Source organism: Lapillicoccus jejuensis (assembly GCF_006715055.1).
Taxonomy (GTDB): domain Bacteria; phylum Actinomycetota; class Actinomycetes; order Actinomycetales; family Dermatophilaceae; genus Lapillicoccus; species Lapillicoccus jejuensis.
Genome location: NZ_VFMN01000001.1, coordinates 1,723,317 through 1,738,029, shown reverse-complemented (window position 1 = coordinate 1,738,029; position 14,713 = coordinate 1,723,317). Strand labels below are relative to the sequence as shown.

The 14,713-nt window shown below is 74.8% G+C and carries 13 protein-coding genes; 8 read left to right on the top strand and 5 right to left on the bottom strand.

The features are described from left to right. Positions 1 to 20 precede the first annotated feature (20 nt). The 4 genes from FB458_RS08290 (at position 21) to FB458_RS08275 (ending at position 5,161) form a co-directional block, all read left to right on the top strand. A complete protein-coding gene (locus tag FB458_RS08290) occupies positions 21 to 647 on the top strand; it encodes a PadR family transcriptional regulator (RefSeq protein WP_141848080.1) in 627 nt (208 codons plus the stop codon). Continuing rightward, positions 644 to 1,375: an ABC transporter ATP-binding protein gene (locus FB458_RS08285; protein WP_141848079.1), complete on the top strand. Its 732-nt coding sequence runs from the start codon at positions 644 to 646 to the stop codon at positions 1,373 to 1,375. Before FB458_RS08290 ends, FB458_RS08285 begins: the two co-directional genes overlap by 4 nt. A gap of 7 nt (positions 1,376 to 1,382) precedes the next feature. Then, complete coding sequence (locus FB458_RS08280; protein ID WP_141848078.1) at positions 1,383 to 4,229, top strand: ABC transporter permease; 2,847 nt, start codon at positions 1,383 to 1,385, stop codon at positions 4,227 to 4,229. Positions 4,230 to 4,594: 365 nt separating this feature from the next. Continuing rightward, positions 4,595 to 5,161 carry a bacterial proteasome activator family protein gene (locus FB458_RS08275; RefSeq protein WP_141848077.1) on the top strand — a complete coding sequence of 189 codons (567 nt, stop codon included), beginning with the start codon at positions 4,595 to 4,597 and terminating at the stop codon, positions 5,159 to 5,161. 4 nt (positions 5,162 to 5,165) lie between these two features. Here the strand turns inward: FB458_RS08275 and FB458_RS08270 are convergent, their stop codons facing one another. Then, complete coding sequence (locus tag FB458_RS08270) at positions 5,166 to 5,849, bottom strand: histidine phosphatase family protein (protein WP_141848076.1); 684 nt, start codon at positions 5,847 to 5,849, stop codon at positions 5,166 to 5,168. A 14-nt stretch (positions 5,850 to 5,863) separates the two neighbouring features. After that, a complete protein-coding gene (locus tag FB458_RS08265) occupies positions 5,864 to 7,516 on the bottom strand; it encodes an FAD-binding dehydrogenase (RefSeq protein WP_141848075.1) in 1,653 nt (550 codons plus the stop codon). Between the two features lie 72 nt (positions 7,517 to 7,588). On the opposite strand from FB458_RS08265, the gene FB458_RS08260 reads away from it, so the two are divergent. From FB458_RS08260 to FB458_RS08245, 4 genes are all read left to right on the top strand, one after another. Further along, the gene (locus FB458_RS08260) at positions 7,589 to 8,551 is read left to right on the top strand and encodes an ADP-ribosylglycohydrolase family protein (RefSeq protein ID WP_141848074.1); all 963 of its coding nucleotides are present in this window, start codon (positions 7,589 to 7,591) and stop codon (positions 8,549 to 8,551) included. A 43-nt stretch (positions 8,552 to 8,594) separates the two neighbouring features. Continuing rightward, complete coding sequence (locus FB458_RS08255) at positions 8,595 to 10,214, top strand: metallophosphoesterase family protein (protein WP_141848073.1); 1,620 nt, start codon at positions 8,595 to 8,597, stop codon at positions 10,212 to 10,214. Positions 10,215 to 10,292: 78 nt separating this feature from the next. Further along, positions 10,293 to 10,505, top strand: a complete 213-nt coding sequence (locus tag FB458_RS08250) for a hypothetical protein (RefSeq protein ID WP_141848072.1) — start codon at positions 10,293 to 10,295, stop codon at positions 10,503 to 10,505. A 464-nt stretch (positions 10,506 to 10,969) separates the two neighbouring features. Continuing rightward, positions 10,970 to 11,977, top strand: coding sequence for a Fic family protein (locus FB458_RS08245; protein WP_141848071.1), 1,008 nt, complete (start codon positions 10,970 to 10,972; stop codon positions 11,975 to 11,977). An 89-nt stretch (positions 11,978 to 12,066) separates the two neighbouring features. On the opposite strand, the gene FB458_RS08240 is transcribed toward FB458_RS08245, so the two are convergent. From FB458_RS08240 to FB458_RS08230, 3 genes are read right to left on the bottom strand one after another with little or no spacing between them, the layout of a single operon-like run. Continuing rightward, on the bottom strand, positions 12,067 to 12,477 hold the full coding sequence (locus tag FB458_RS08240) for a hypothetical protein (protein WP_141848070.1): 411 nt from the start codon (positions 12,475 to 12,477) through the stop codon (positions 12,067 to 12,069). Between the two features lie 53 nt (positions 12,478 to 12,530). Beyond that, positions 12,531 to 13,361: a DNA-formamidopyrimidine glycosylase family protein gene (locus tag FB458_RS08235; protein ID WP_246061124.1), complete on the bottom strand. Its 831-nt coding sequence runs from the start codon at positions 13,359 to 13,361 to the stop codon at positions 12,531 to 12,533. Then, a complete protein-coding gene (locus FB458_RS08230) occupies positions 13,306 to 14,667 on the bottom strand; it encodes an MFS transporter (RefSeq protein WP_141848068.1) in 1,362 nt (453 codons plus the stop codon). Before FB458_RS08230 ends, FB458_RS08235 begins: the two co-directional genes overlap by 56 nt. Between the last annotated feature and the right edge of the window lie 46 nt (positions 14,668 to 14,713).

Genomic DNA, 14,713 nt, shown 5'->3' with positions numbered 1-14,713 from the left:
CCGGGTATAGGGGGTTCGGCATGTCCGTCCGCAACGGCATCCTCGCGCTGCTCGACGAGGAACCGATGTACGGCGCCCGGCTGCGCGCCGAGTTCGAGGCGCGCACCGGCGGCACCTGGCCGCTCAACGTGGGACAGGTCTACACGACCCTCGCCCGGCTCGAGCGGGACGGGCTGGTCGAGCCGCTCGGGGGCTCGACCGGACCGGTCCCGGCGGGGGACGAGCCCGCCGGACCGGGCGGGACGACGTACGGGCTCACCGAGGCGGGCCGGCGCGAGGCGCGGGGCTGGTGGGCGACTCCCGTCAGCCGCGAGGGGGCGCCGCGCGACGAGCTCGTCATCAAGCTCGCCCTCGCGGTGACCGCGCCGGGCGTCGACGTCGCGCAGGTCGTCCAGACCCAGCGCACGGCGACCCTGACCCACCTGCGCGACCTCACCCGGCTCAAAGCCCGGGTGCCCGGCGACCCCGAGGCGGCCGACCTGGCCTGGTCGCTCGTCCTCGAGCACCACCTGTTCACCGCGGAGGCCGAGGCGCGGTGGCTCGACCACGTCGAGTCGCGGCTCGCCCGCCGGGCGGCCCAGGGCCCGGCGCCGGCGGCCGTGCCCGCGCCGGAGCCGGCCGAGCCGGTCCGAGGGGGCGGGCGATGAGCGAGGTCGCCCTCTCCCTCGTCGGCGTCTCGCGGGTCCACGGCAGCGGCGACACCGCCGTCCGCGCCCTCGACGGCGTCAGCCTCGACCTGCACCTCGGCGAGCTCGTCGCCGTCATGGGCCCGAGCGGCTCCGGCAAGTCGACCCTCCTGACGGTGGCCGGCGCCCTCGACCGGCCGACGGCGGGCAGCGTCCTCGTCCACGGGACCGACACCGGGTCGCTGTCGGCACGCGACCTCGCCCGGCTGCGCCGGCGCCGGATCGGCGTCGTCTTCCAGGACCTCAACCTCGTGCCCAGCCTCACCGCCGCCGAGAACGTCGCGCTCCCGCTCGAGCTCGACGGGGACCGCGCCCGCCACGCGCGCCGCCAGGCCCTCGACGCCCTCGACCAGCTGGGCCTGCGAGCGCTGGCCGACCGGTTCCCCGACCAGCTGTCCGGCGGGCAGCAGCAGCGGGTCGCGATCTGCCGGGCCCTCGTCGGGCGCCGCCGGATCGTCCTCGCCGACGAGCCCACCGGGGCGCTCGACACGGAGACGGGCGACGAGGTCCTGGCCGTGCTGCGCCGACGGTGCGACGAGGGAGCCGCGGGGCTGCTCGTCACCCACGAGGCGCGGCACGCGGCCTGGGCCGACCGGGTCGTGTTCCTGCGCGACGGCCGCGTCGTCGACTCGACCGGCGCGAGCACCGGCCCGGAGTCGCTGCTCGCGACCGTCCCCGGCCGCGGGTGAGGGCGGCGTGACCTCGCGACGCGGCGCCCGCCCGGCCGGAGCCGACTGGCGCGCGTCCTGGCGGCTGGCCCTGCGGATGGGTCGGCGCGACGTCCGTCGCCACCGCGGACGCAGCCTGCTCATCGGCGTCCTCGTCCTGCTCCCCGTCGCCGCGCTCGTCGTCGTGTCCACCCTGGCGGCCACCAGCTCGCTGTCCGCCGACGAGCGCCTCGCGCTCGACACCGGCTCGGCCGGCGCCGCCCTCGTGCTCGACCACGACGCGACCGAGCCGCTGCCCGGGTGGTCGACCGGCCACGAGGCCCAGGCGGTGCGACGGCTGCTGGGCGGCCGGGTCACAGTCGTCAGCTCGGGCCAGGTGACGGCCCGCCAGGGCCGCCGCGACGTCCCCGTCGACGTGCTCGGGGTCGACGGCGCCGTCGACGCGCACGGTCGGGCCGCCCTCACCTCCGGGCGCTGGCCCCGCACGGCCGACGAGGTCCTCGTCACCCCGGTCGGCCGTCAGGCGGGCCTGCCGGAGTCCGGGAGCCTCACCGTGCGGACCGGCGCCGACGCGACCCGGACGCTGACGGTCGTCGGGACGGGGACCGGGCTGGTCGTCTTCGGCAGCGTCAACCTGGGTCCCGCCGGGCTGGTCGCCCTCCCGTCCGTCGGACCCGGCGCCCTCGCCCCCCAGTCGGGCTCCGCGGCCCCGGAGCTCCTGCTCACCCGGGACCACGCCGTCACCGTCGCCGAACGGACCCGGCTGGACGCCGCCGGCCTGCGGGTCCTCGACCGGCAGGACGGGTCGGCGCCGCCCCGCACCTCCGGGGACGCGTCCGACCCGTCGACCCTCGCCCTGTGGACGGGCGTCGGCTCGACGATCCTGCTGCTGCTCACGGGCCTGCTCGCCGGTCCGGCCTTCGCCATCGGCGCGATCCGTCAGCGGCACGCCCTGGCCCTGCTCGCGGTGACCGGGGCGACGACGCGGCAGCTGCGCCGGACGGTGCTCGGGCAGGCCCTCGTCCTCGGTGTCCTGGGGGCGGGCACCGGCGGCGCCCTCGGCCTCGGGGTCTCCGCGGCGCTGGTCGCGACGCTCCGGGCGCGGGACCCGCGCGCGTGGTGGCAGCCGTACGACGTCCCGTGGCCGGCGATCCTCGTCGCACTCACCCTCGCCGTGGCCGGCTCGGTCGTCTCGGCGCTCCTGCCGGCCCGGGGCCTCGGGCGGCTCGACGTCGTCCGGGTGCTGCGCGGGCAGCTCGTCAGCCCCCGGCTGCACCGCGGCCTGCCGGTGGTGGGTCTGGTCCTGCTCGTGCCCGGCACGGTGGGGCTCTGCCTGGCCGCCGCCCGCTCCGAGACCGGCGGGACCGACAGCACGACGATCACCCTGCTCGTCGTCGGAGGGACGGTGCTGCTGCTCCTCGGTGCGCTCGGCGTCATCCCCGGTCTGCTCGTCCTCACCGGCCGCCTCCTGCGCGGCGCGCCGGTGGCCGTCCGCATGGCGGTGCGCGACGCCGCAAGGCAGCGGGGCCGCGCCACCCCGACCGTGCTCGCCGTCTGCGTGGTCAGCGCCGCGCTCTGCGCCGTGGCGGTGCTCGCCGCCAGCAGCACCGAGCACGACCGCCGCAGCTACGTCCCGCGGTTCGCCGACGGCGCGGGTCAGGTCCTCGCCGGTCCCGACGACACGACCTGGGACACCGCCGCCGGTCGGGCGGACCTCGCCGCGCTCGTGCGCGAGGTCGACCCGCACCTGCGTCTGCTCGACCTCGGCACCGTGTCCACCGACCCCGGGGTCACGCAGGGCCGACCCGGGACCCCCACCCGTCTCGTCGTCGGCCTGCGGCCCGGGTGCTCGGCGGCGCAGGCCGCGGCGGCCCTCGACCCGATGTCCTCCGCTCCCGTCCCGGGCTGCCTCGCCCCGGCCAGCCTCCCCGGCGCGGAGCACGGCGGGATCGCCGTCGTCGACGCGACGTACGCCGCCCGTGTGCTGGGGCTCGACGAGGCCAGCGCTCGGCTGCTCGCGCAGGGCGGGCTCGTCGCCGCGGACGGCGACGGCAGACCGGCGGGTCCGATCGCGACCGGGCCCGGCGAGCCGGCGATGATCGGGTCGGGCGACGCCGCCCTCCCCGTCGTCGACGGAGGCGTCCTGGTGGCCGACGGCCCGCTCCGGACGGCGCCCGCCTCGGCCACGGGTGAGCCGCTTCCGACCGTGTTCGCCGGCACCCCGCGGCTCGTGCGGCTCGCGGCGGCCTCCGCGCCGCGGGCGCGCTTCGCCGCCCTCGCGGGGTCCGGGGCCGTGGTCACCCCCGAGACCGCCGCGCGTTTCGGGTGGTCGCACCCGGCCGGTGCGTCCCTCGTCGTCGACGACCGCGGCCCGATGGACGCGGCGACCGAGGCCGCGCTGGGCGCCGCGCTGGACCGCGCCTCGCCGGGCGCTCGGATCGACGTCGAGCGCGGGTACGACGCCTCGTCGAACGGCCTCGCCACGTCCATCGTCCTGCTCGTCGCGGGGTTCCTCGTCCTCGTCGCCACCTTGGTCGCCACCGGGCTGTCGCAGGCGGAGGCCGAACCGCTCGGGCTGACGATGAGCGCCGTCGGCGCCACCCGCGGCACGCGTCGCCGGCTCGCCGCCGCCCAGGCCGCCACCCTGAGCCTGGTCGGGATGCTGTTCGGGGTGGCGCTCGGCCTCGCGCCCGGGGTCGTGATGGCCCTGTCGGCCACGACCCCGCGCGAGGGGGACACCCTGCCCGTGCCGTCCGTGGTGGTGGTCCCGTGGCCGACCCTGTCGCTCGTCCTCGTCCTCGTCCCGACCCTGGCGGCGCTCGTCGCCCTGGCGACGGTCCGACGCGACGTCGGCGCCGCGCCCCGCGTCGCCTGACCTTGCGTCCGCACCGACGAGGCACCGGTGCCCCGTCAGTGCGGACGAAGGGGTGTGTCGTAGGACGACACGTCTCAGTCGTCGGGCGGCGTATCCGGCATACCGGGACGAGGGGGCCCCGACCTGCGTCGAACTCCGCCGGAACACCTCCCGCTCCGCGCCCCAGTCGGCATGATGTGCCTGCGGCCGCCCGTGTGGTCCCGGCACCGTCGGGGTCACCCTGCCCCTGTGGTGGCCGCGGGCGGGGGGCGGGGAGACCCGTCCCCCGTTCGGGTGCCACGCCGCCGTACGGCGCCCCGGCCGGCCGCCCGCGACCCGGGTGACCCAGGGGCGCGAGCCCCGAGCCGGTCGGCGAGGATGGGGGCATGAGCCAGCAGCCCCCGCAGCCGGGACCCCGCAGCGACGACGGCGAGCGCGACGACCGCGTCGTTGTCGTCACCCAGGACGGGATGGGCGTCGCGACGGCCGGCGACGACAACGGCGGCGGCACCAACCCGGCCGACCTCGTCGAGCAGCCGGCCAAGGTCATGCGGATCGGCTCGATGATCAAGAACCTCCTCGACGAGGTCAAGGGCGCCCCGCTCGACGACGCCGGTCGCGCGCGCCTCGCCGACATCCACGGCCGCTCGATCCAGGAGCTGAAGTCCGGCCTGGCGCCCGAGCTCGTCGAGGAGCTCGACCGGCTGGCGCTGCCGTTCAAGGAGGAGACGCCGTCGGACGCCGAGCTGCGGATCGCGCAGGCCCAGCTCGTCGGCTGGCTCGAGGGCCTCTTCCACGGCATCCAGACGGCGCTCTTCGCGCAGCAGATGGCCGCCCAGCAGCAGCTGCAGGGGATGCGCCGCGCGCTGCCGCCGGGGGCCGGTCAGCCCGGTCAGCCGCAGCCGGGCGGCCCCGAGGGGCACCCGGCCGGCCCCACGGGCCAGTACCTCTGATCGCTCAGACCCAGCTGGCCCGCTCCCGCGCGGTCGGCTCGTACGACGTGTCCCACCGCTCGAACGGCGCGGCCATCCGGTACCGGTAGTCGGGCTGCCGCTCGAGGGCGACGTACCCGGCGTTGCGCGGGTTCTCCAGCGACTCGAACAGCTCGACGCTCCAGTGGAACCACCGCATGCAGAACAGCCGCATCGTCAGGCCGTGGCTGGCCAGCAGGACGGTGTCGGGGCAGCCGGGGGCCTCGAGGTCGCGGAAGAGCGACTCGAGGAAGTCGCTGACCCGGTCGTAGACGTCCGCGCCCGACTCCCCGTGCGTGAAGCGGTAGTGGAAGTGCCCGTAGCGGTCGCGCACCTCGCGCTGACGCGCGATGTCGGCCGGGTCCTGGAAGTTGGCCCAGTCCTGCTCGCGCAGCCGCGGCTCCCAGCGCACGTGCTCCAGGTCGATCCCCACCTCGAGCGCGGCGAGGGTCTGGCGCACCCGCCGGTACGGCGACGCCCACACCCGCGAGCCCGCCCCCACCCCGAGCGCCGCGAGCGCCCGTCCGGTCTCGCGGGCCTGCCCGACGCCGCGCTCGGTCAGCTCGAGCGCGTGGTCCGGCACCCGCTCGTAGACCGTGTCGTCGACGTTGCCCTGCGACTCGCCGTGCCGCAGCAGGACGATGCGCTGCGGGCGGTCCTCGACCGTCACCCCGTCCGCCGAGCTCAGCCGCGGACGGCGTCGGCGACGGCACGGCCCGCCGTACGGCCCGAGAACAGGCACCCACCGAGGAAGGTGCCCTCGAGCGACCGGTAGCCGTGCATCCCGCCACCGCCGAAGCCGGCGACCTCACCCGCCGCCCAGAGCCCCGGCACCGGCTCGCCCGCCTCGGTGAGCACCCTCGCGGACAGGTCGGTCTCGAGCCCGCCGAGGGTCTTGCGGGTGAGGATCGACAGCCGGACCGCGATGAGCGGGCCGTGGGACGGGTCGAGGAACCGGTGCGGCGTCGCCACCCGGGTGAGCTTGTCGCCGCGGTAGGCCCGCGCCCCGTGGATCGCCGTGACCTGCGCGTCCTTGGCGAACGCGTTGTCCAGCTGCCGGTCGCGCTCGAGCACCTGCCGCTCGACGTGGTCGGGGTCGAGCGGGGCGTCCGGCTCGAGCGCGTTCATCCTCGCGACGAGCTCGTGCACGGTGTCGGCCTGGACGAAGTCGACGCCGTGGTCGAGGAAGGCCTGCACCGGGCCGGGCGCGCCGGGCCTGACCCGACCCAGGACCTGCCGCACCGAGCGGTTGGTGAGGTCGGGGTTCTGCTCCGACCCCGACAGGGTGAACTCCTTCTCGACGACCGACCGGGTGAGGACGAACCACGAGTGGTCGTGCCCGGTGGTGCGCAGGTGCGCGAGCGTGCCGAGGGTGTCGAAGCCGGGGAAGAGCGGCGGCGGGAGCCGGTCGCCGTTGCCGTCGAGCCACAGCGAGCTCGGGCCGGGCAGGATGCGGATCGCGTGCTGCGGCCAGATCGGGTCCCAGTTGTGCAGGCCCTCGACGTAGTGCCACATCCGGTCGGGGTTGATGACGCGGCCGCCGGCCTTCTGGGTGATGCCGATCATCCGGCCGTCGACGTGCGCGGGGACGCCGGTGATCATCCGCTCCGGCGGCGGGCCGAGCCGCTCCGGCCAGGCCGCGCGGACGAGGTCGTGGTTGCCGCCGATCCCGCCGGAGGTGACGACGACGGCGCGCGCGGTCAGCTCCTCCTCGCCGACGACGTCGCGGTTCGTGGTGACACCGCGCGGCTCGGTGGCCGGCGCGAGGACCGCGACCCGGACGCCGGCGACCGCGCCGCCGTCGACGACGAGCTCGTCGACCCGGCGCCGGAAGGCGAAGCGGATCCGGCCCTCCTGCTCGAGCTCGACGGCGCGGCGCACGAACGGCTCGACGACGCCGGGCCCGGTGCCCCAGGTGACGTGGAAGCGCGGCACGGAGTTGCCGTGCCCGCCGGCGCGGCCGTCGCCGCGCTCGGCCCACCCGACCATGGGGAACCAGCGCATCCCCAACCCGTGCAGCCACGAGCGCTTCTCGCCGGCGGCGAAGTCGACGTAGGCCCTCGCCCAGGCGCGCGGCCAGTGGTCCTCGAGCCGGTCGAAGCCGGCCGTGCCCTGCCAGTCCTGCCAGGCGAGCTCGACCGAGTCCCGGATCCCGAGGCGGCGCTGCTCGGGCGAGTCGATCAGGAACAGGCCACCGAACGACCAGAAGGCCTGCCCGCCGAGGTTCGAGCGCGACTCCTGCTCGACGACGAGCACCGACGCGCCGCGCTCGGCGGCCTCGGTGGCGGCGACCAGACCGGCGAGGCCGGCTCCCACGACGATGACGTCGGCGTCCATGCCGCGAGCGTACGGCGCCGCGCCGTGCGGCTTGGGAGGATGTGACCAGGGACCGGCGACGAGGGGGGCGGCATGGAGCTGGACGAGGGGCAGCGCGACCGGGCGCGGGGTGCGGTGCTGGGGTCCGCGGCGGGGGACGCGCTCGGGGCGGCGTACGAGTTCGGGACGCGGGCCCTCGGCGACGGGCCGCCGCGCATGCTCGGCGGCGGCCTCGGGAACTTCGCGCCCGGGGAGTGGACCGACGACACGACGATGGCCTGGGCGGTGCTCGACGCCGCGGCGACGTACGGCGACCTGCGCGGCGCCCCCGCGCTCGACGCGGTGGCGAGCCGTTTCCGTGAGTGGTGGGAGTCCGGCCCGGCCGACATCGGCAACCAGACGCGCTCCGTGCTCGGGCTGGTCGGGCCGTCGCCGACCGGCGCCGCGCTGACCGCGACGTCCCACGCGCTGCACGAGCGGACCGGGCACACGGCCGGCAACGGGTCGCTCATGCGGACCGGTCCGGTGGCGCTCGCGCACCTCGGCGACGCGGCCGCGGCGGCGGACGCCGCGCGGGCGGTCGGCGACCTCACGCACCACGACGACCGGGCGCTCGAGGCGTGCGCGCTCTGCACGCTCGCGGTCCGGCACGCCGTCGTGCACGGAGAGCTCGACGTGAGGGTCGGGCTCGGGTCGCTCGGCGCGGACGCTGCCGCGCGGTGGGCGTCGTGGCTCGACGAGGCCGAGCAGCGCGAGCCAGGGTCGTTCTCCCCCAACGGTTTCGTCGTCACGGCGCTGCAGGCGGCGTGGTCGGCGATCGCGCACACCCCGGTTTCGCCGGACGACCCGCCGCGGCACCTGGCCGACGCGCTGGAGACCGCGATCCGGATCGGCGACGACACCGACACGGTCGCGGCGATCGCCGGCGCGCTGCTCGGAGCCCGCTGGGGGCTGTCCGCCGTCCCCGCGGAGTGGCTGGGGGTGCTGCACGGCTACCCGGGGCTGCGGGCCGACGACCTCGTCGCCCTCGCCGACCGGGCGGTCGGCCACGCGTGATCGGCGTGACCCGCCCGACATGTGCGTGTGTTAGGTGTAGTGGGTGAGGACCCCGTCGCGAGCGCACGCCGTCCGGGGGGTCCTCCTCGGCGCGAAGGTCGTGCGCTGGCTCACCGTCCTCGCCGCCTGCTACCTCGGCGGCGTCGCTGCGACCAACCTGTCGCCGACGACCGTGGAGACCCGCAACTACTCGGCGACGCTGCGGCTCAACGCGCTGCCGTCGCGGGTGGGGGTGCTGCACAGCCCGACCATCGTCGGTGACGTCGACCTGCAGTTCGCCTCGCCGGCCCTGGCCCCCGGCCTCGAGGTCGATGTCGCGGTGAAGCAGTCGATCACCCAGGTCTTCAGCAGCCGCGAGCTGGCCATCGCCGAGCTGCAACCGAGCCAGGAGGAGCTGCGGGCCGCCGTCCTCGAGGCGGCGAGCGGGGTGGGGCTGCGGTTCGTCACGGGGGCGGGGGTCGTCGGGCTGGCGATCCTGCTCGCGCTGCACTACTCGCGCGACCGGCACCGCTCGGACCGGCGGCACGTCGTCGTGGTCACGTCGGCGGCGCTCGTGGGGTGCCTGGCGACGGCGGTGGGGGTCGTGGCGACGTACCGGCCGACGTCGTTCACCAGCTACCGCACGTCGGGGCTGCTGCTCGAGGTCGAGCGCAACCGCGGGATCCTGTCCGACCTGTCCACCCGCTCGAGCCAGGTGACGCCGTACGTGCTCAACCTGCTGGCGCTGTCGAAGTCGTTGCAGGAGAACCTCGTCCCGTCCGACCTCGACCAGGAGGTGGCGGCGCGGTTCCTGCTCGTGTCGGACGTCCACGGGCAGAACTCCTACGGGCTCATGCGCTCGATCGTGCAGTCGCAGCACATCGACGCGGTCATCGACACCGGGGACCTGGTCAACTTCGGCACGGTCACGGAGGCCGACGCGGCGGGCATCTTCGCCGGCATCCGCGACCTCGGCGTGCCCTACGTCTTCACCACGGGCAACCACGACCAGTCCTCGCCGACCGACCGGGCGCTGCGCGACCGGCTCGACGACCTGCCCAACGTCGTCACCCTCCAGCCGTCCGACGACGAGTACCGCACGCTGCTCTTCCACGGGCTGCGGATCGCCGGGTTCGACGACCCGCGCTACTTCGGCGACGACGCGCGCAACACCGACGCCAAGCAGAAGCCCGCGGTCGACGACTTCAACCGGTCGATGGCCGACCAGCCGACCCCTGACGTCCTCGTCGCGCACGAGCCCGGCGCGGCCGCAGGGGTCGACAAGGCCGACGTCCGCATCAACGGGCACCTGCACCAGGCCGGCCTCGACGGCGACCGGATCACCGTCGGCACGTTCACCGGCGGCGGGGTCGTCTCGCACTACGTCGAGGAGCCGGACGGCGAGCTGCGCGGGCAGCCCTACGCGTTCGACATCGCCGCCTTCGACACCTCGTGCAAGCTCAGCTCGCTGACCCGCTACGAGTACCGCGACCTCGTCGAGGGCAACCCGGTCTACGACAGCGTCACCGTCGTCAACGGCTCGACGATCGAGACCGCCTCCCCCGGGCTCGACCCCGCCACCGGCAAGGCGCGCACCTGCTCGGCGAGCGACCCGACCGACCGGCTCGTCGTCCCGCTCGTCAAGGCCGACACCCCGAGCGACGGGTCGACGACGGGGAACTGAGTGGCCCGTTGCATCAGGCCTGCAGGTGATGGCCCCGTGCGTCCGTACGACGTCCCAGGGGCGTGAGAGCGTGCCGTCATGGCCGAGGACGAGCGGTCGATCTGTCACTTCTCGCAGTCCAACCCCATGGGCCCCGAAGGGTTCACCGTTCCTGCCCTTCTGCGCAGGGTCGCCGACTCGATCGAGGCTCTCGGCGGCGTCCAGGTGCAGGACCTCACGTTCCACCACGAGGTGACAACGACAGGGCAGGACGACTTCTCGATGACGGTCTTCTACCACCGGCCTGAGTAGCCAGTAGATGTCCTGACCTTGCCCTCACCGATCTCACTCGGGACCGCCGCGTCGGTCAACCGACCTCGCGGATCGTTCCTCGTGGAGCCGAGGCTCCTGCGGCGATGAGGGCCAGCTGACGACGTCGGTCCGCCGAGCTCGGTCTCGCCGTCAACTGTGCGATCAGATCAGCGATGACGGCGTCCGCGGTCGACCCCCGGCGCTCCGCCTCCGCGCGGACGCGGGCGAGCACCTCGGCGGGAAGGTCGATGGACAGGCTCGTCCTTGAGTATCCGCCCGGTTGCTCGCAGCCGTGCAATGACGGCTCCGTGCGGCCGCACGACGCCCTGACCGTCACCCCGGGTCGTGGTGTCGTCGATGCTTGGCCCACCCTTCGAGAGGTCGAGTAGCCTGGGGTTAGTTTGTGGTGTTCCAGTTCCTTCTTATCGGACACGACAAATTCGCGGTGACCCGGAGGAGTGGAGATGGCACGTGGACGTCCGTCGCGTCAGACCGTCTACGACCGCCTGGAGGAGGCGATCACCGACCTGCGCACCCGGATGGGCGGACTGCCCAGCCCGGACGAGGCGGAGGCGATCTGGGCCGAGCTCTGGCATCAGGAGGCGCACCACTCCACCGCTCTCGAAGGCAACACCTTGGTGCTCAACGAGGTTCGGAAGCTTCTCGACGAAGGAAGAGCGGTCGGCTCGAAGGACCTCAAGGAGTACATGGAGGTAGTCGGCTACGGCAACGCGGCCAAGTGGGTCTACGGTCAAGCGCTGGAGCCCGGCGACTGGACCAACGGCGACCTGCTGAGCATCCAGGAGGTCCGCACCGTCCACCACGAGACCATGGATCCCGTCTGGCGTGTCGCCCCACACCCGCACGCCACTCGTGCGGAGACTCCGGGGAGATGGCGGCAGCACGACATCGCACCATTCCCCGAAGGCATGACGCCACCGCCCTTTCCCGAGGTCCACCACCGGATGACCGACTGGGTGGCCGCGGTCAACGGCCTGCGCCAAGAGGCCGAGGAGCCCTTTGCCGAGCGGCTCGCCCAGGTGCACAACAACTTCGAGAAGATCCACCCTTTCCTCGACGGGAACGGCCGCTCGGGCCGGCTGCTGCTCAACCTGCTGCTCGTGCGGCTGGGCTACCCGCCGGCCATCGTGTTCAAGAACGAGCGCGCTAGGTATCTGAAGGCGATGCGGAAGGCCGACGGAGGCGACTACGGACCGCTTGGCGAGCTCATCGCTCGCGCCGTCACGAACAACCTCTACAAGTTCGTCGTTCCCGCCGTCGCGGGCCCAGCGCGGCTCGTACCCCTCGCCAGCCTTGCCGACGAGAAGGCCGGACCGAGGCTCAGGGCGCTCCGCGCAGCAGCAGAGCGCGGGCGGCTGAGGGCGCAGAAGGCACCGAACGGCACCTGGCTGAGTTCCCGGAACTGGGTCGACGAGTACCTGAAGAACAAGTACAGGCGGACCAAGGAGTGAGGGCGCTGCCCGTCCCCTGCGCTCACATCCCCTGGCGCTGTCGTCGCGTATGCCATGGGTCCCCTCGCCGACCGCTGACGGTCGCGGGGTCAACCGGCGAGCCGCACCCGTGCGGTCGACGAAGTGCCGTCCGCGTGGCGGACCAGGACGTCGAAGGACGACGACGTGGGCTCGAGGGTGACGGCTGCCAGGCCTCCGTCCGCCGTCCGAGCTCGGACCACCTCGTGCGCCGTCCCGTGCTCCACCGTGTAGGAGGCACCCGTGTCGCACCCCTGGGCCAGGAGGAGGTCCACGGTGCCGCCGACCGTCACAGCCGCCACGGTCACGTCGGTAGTCGCGTCCGTGAGCACCGCGCCTGCGGCAGCGGCCGACAGGGTCGTCCCGCAGACGACGAGCGGCGGAGCCGCGTTGGTCCCACCGTCGGCACACCCGCTCAGCAGCAGCGGCACGAGCGCGGCGACCGTGGCGACCCGGGCGACGACCGACAGTCGTGACCGCACTCGACGTCGTCGGCGAGCAAGCGCACGCGGCGCTGCGACGAGGATCGCCATGCCTACCTGGACACGCCCGCGGCGCGGATCGTTCCACCGTCCCTCAGGCCCTCCCGCGCCTCCGGTCCCGGACCCGGCTGGCACCGCGGACACCACCAGGTGCGCCGGTTGGCCGGGTCGTTCTGGACCTCGCCCACCACGAGCACCGTCGTGCCGCACCGCAGGCACGGCCGCCGCTGCCGGCCGGCGACCCAGTGGCTCTCGCCGCGGACGGCGCGGCCGGTCGTCACCTGGTAGGCGCCGGGCGCGGTCGCGGAATGGTGGAGGGCGACGGCGGCGCGGTCGACGAGGCGCCGTACGCCCGCCTCGCCGAGGTCGCCGACCGGCGTCCACGGGCTGCGCCCGACGAGGAAGGCGAGCTCGTTGGCCCACAGGTTGCCGAGCCCGGCCACGAGTGTCTGGTCGAGCAGCGCGGAGACGAGCGGCCGCTCGGGGCGGGTGAGCAGGCGCCGTACGGCGTCCTCCGCGTCCCAGTCCGCGCGGAGCGGGTCGGGCCCGAGGTGCCCGACGAGGGTGTGCTCGTCGCGCGTGGCGACGAGCTCGAGCTGGTGCAGCCGCTGCCCCCAGGCCGTGCGCCCGGACGCCGTCTTAAGGACGACGCGGACCTCGTGCTGGAGCCGCGCCGGCAGCCGCTTGCCCGGCGAGGTGACCGTCCACTCGCCGTCCATGAGCAGGTGGCTGTGCAAGGTCACCGGCGGCGACGTGCCCACCCCCGAGAACCGGCTCAGCAGGTGCTTGCCGTGCGTGGCGTGCTCGAGCAAGGTGCGGCCGGTCAGGTCACGGGTGGCGAGCCGCGGCACCCGCAGGCTCGAGCGCACGACGGTCTGGCCCAACAGGGCTCGGTCGAGCCTGCGGGCGAGGAGCCACACGCTGTCCCCCTCCGGCACCCGGCCAGTCTGCCTCCGAGGTCCGACACTGCTCGCGCCACTCGCTCGGCCGCGGCACCAACCGGACCGAGCGGACGAGCGTCGGCAGCAGCGCGACGAGCGCGCCGAGCCCGACGAGGACCCCGACCGCCCACGCCCCGCCGACCGTGCTGAGCAGGACTCCGGCGACCACCGGCGCGAGCGGGATCGTCGACCACGCCATGAGCTGGCCCACCGACTGGACGCGGCCGACGAGCTCCGCGGGGGTGACCGCGACCTTGTAGGCGCCCATCCCCCCGTTGCCCGCGGGGTTGAGGAAGACGCCGAGCGACAGCGCGACGGCCACCGCGACCGGGTCGTCGAGGACGACGAGCGGCAGCGTCAGGGGGACGAAGCTCCACGCCACGAGCACGGTGAGCCGCCCCGTGGGGAACCGCTCGACGACGTACGGCGCCGCCAGCGCCCCGAGCACGCCGCACACCCCGGCACTCGCGTCGACCAGCCCGATCTGCCAGGCCGGGTAGCCGTCGCGGACGAGGCGCAGGTTCGCGGCGGTGAAGAGGGCGTTGACGACGAGGTTCGACCCCATCGACCACACCATGAGGGTGCGGAAGAGCGGTCGGCTCCAGACGAAGCGCAGACCCTCCGCGATGTCGGCGCGGGCGGTGCCCCGTCGACGGGTCGCGCTCGGCGACAGGTCGGTCTGCAGTCGACCGAGGGTCACCCACGCGACGGCGTACGCCACCGCGTCGAGCACGTACGGCGCCCAGCGGGCCAGTCCCAGGAGCAGCCCGCCGAGGGGGGCGCCGACGAGGTCGGCGACGCGCTGCCGGCCGACCTGCTGGCCGATGGCGGTGGGGAGCAGGTGGGGCGGGACCACGGCGCGCAGGGCGGAGATCTCCGCTGGTGCGAAGAGCCCGGCGCAGCCGCCCGTGACGAAGGCCGCGGCGAGCAGGTGCGGGACGGTGAGCGCGCCGAGCAGGGCGGCGACGACGACCGAGGTCGACGAGAGCGCGCCGAGCGCCGAGGAGGTGCGCATGAGGCGGCGCCGGTCGACCCGGTCGGCGAGGACGCCTCCGGGGAGGGCGGCGAGCGCCGTCCCGAGCAGGTTGGCCGCCCCCGCCAGGCCGGCGAGCACCGTCGACCCGGTGAGGGCGTAGGTGATGAGCGGCAGGACGAAGAGCCCGGCCTGCGTGCCCAGCTCGCTGACCGTCTGGGCGGCCATGAGGACGGTGACGTCGTGGTGGCGGTGCAGCTCGCGGTGCGGTCCCATATCCGCAACGTTAGGTGCGCACCATCTCTTGCGCAATAGAACGTGC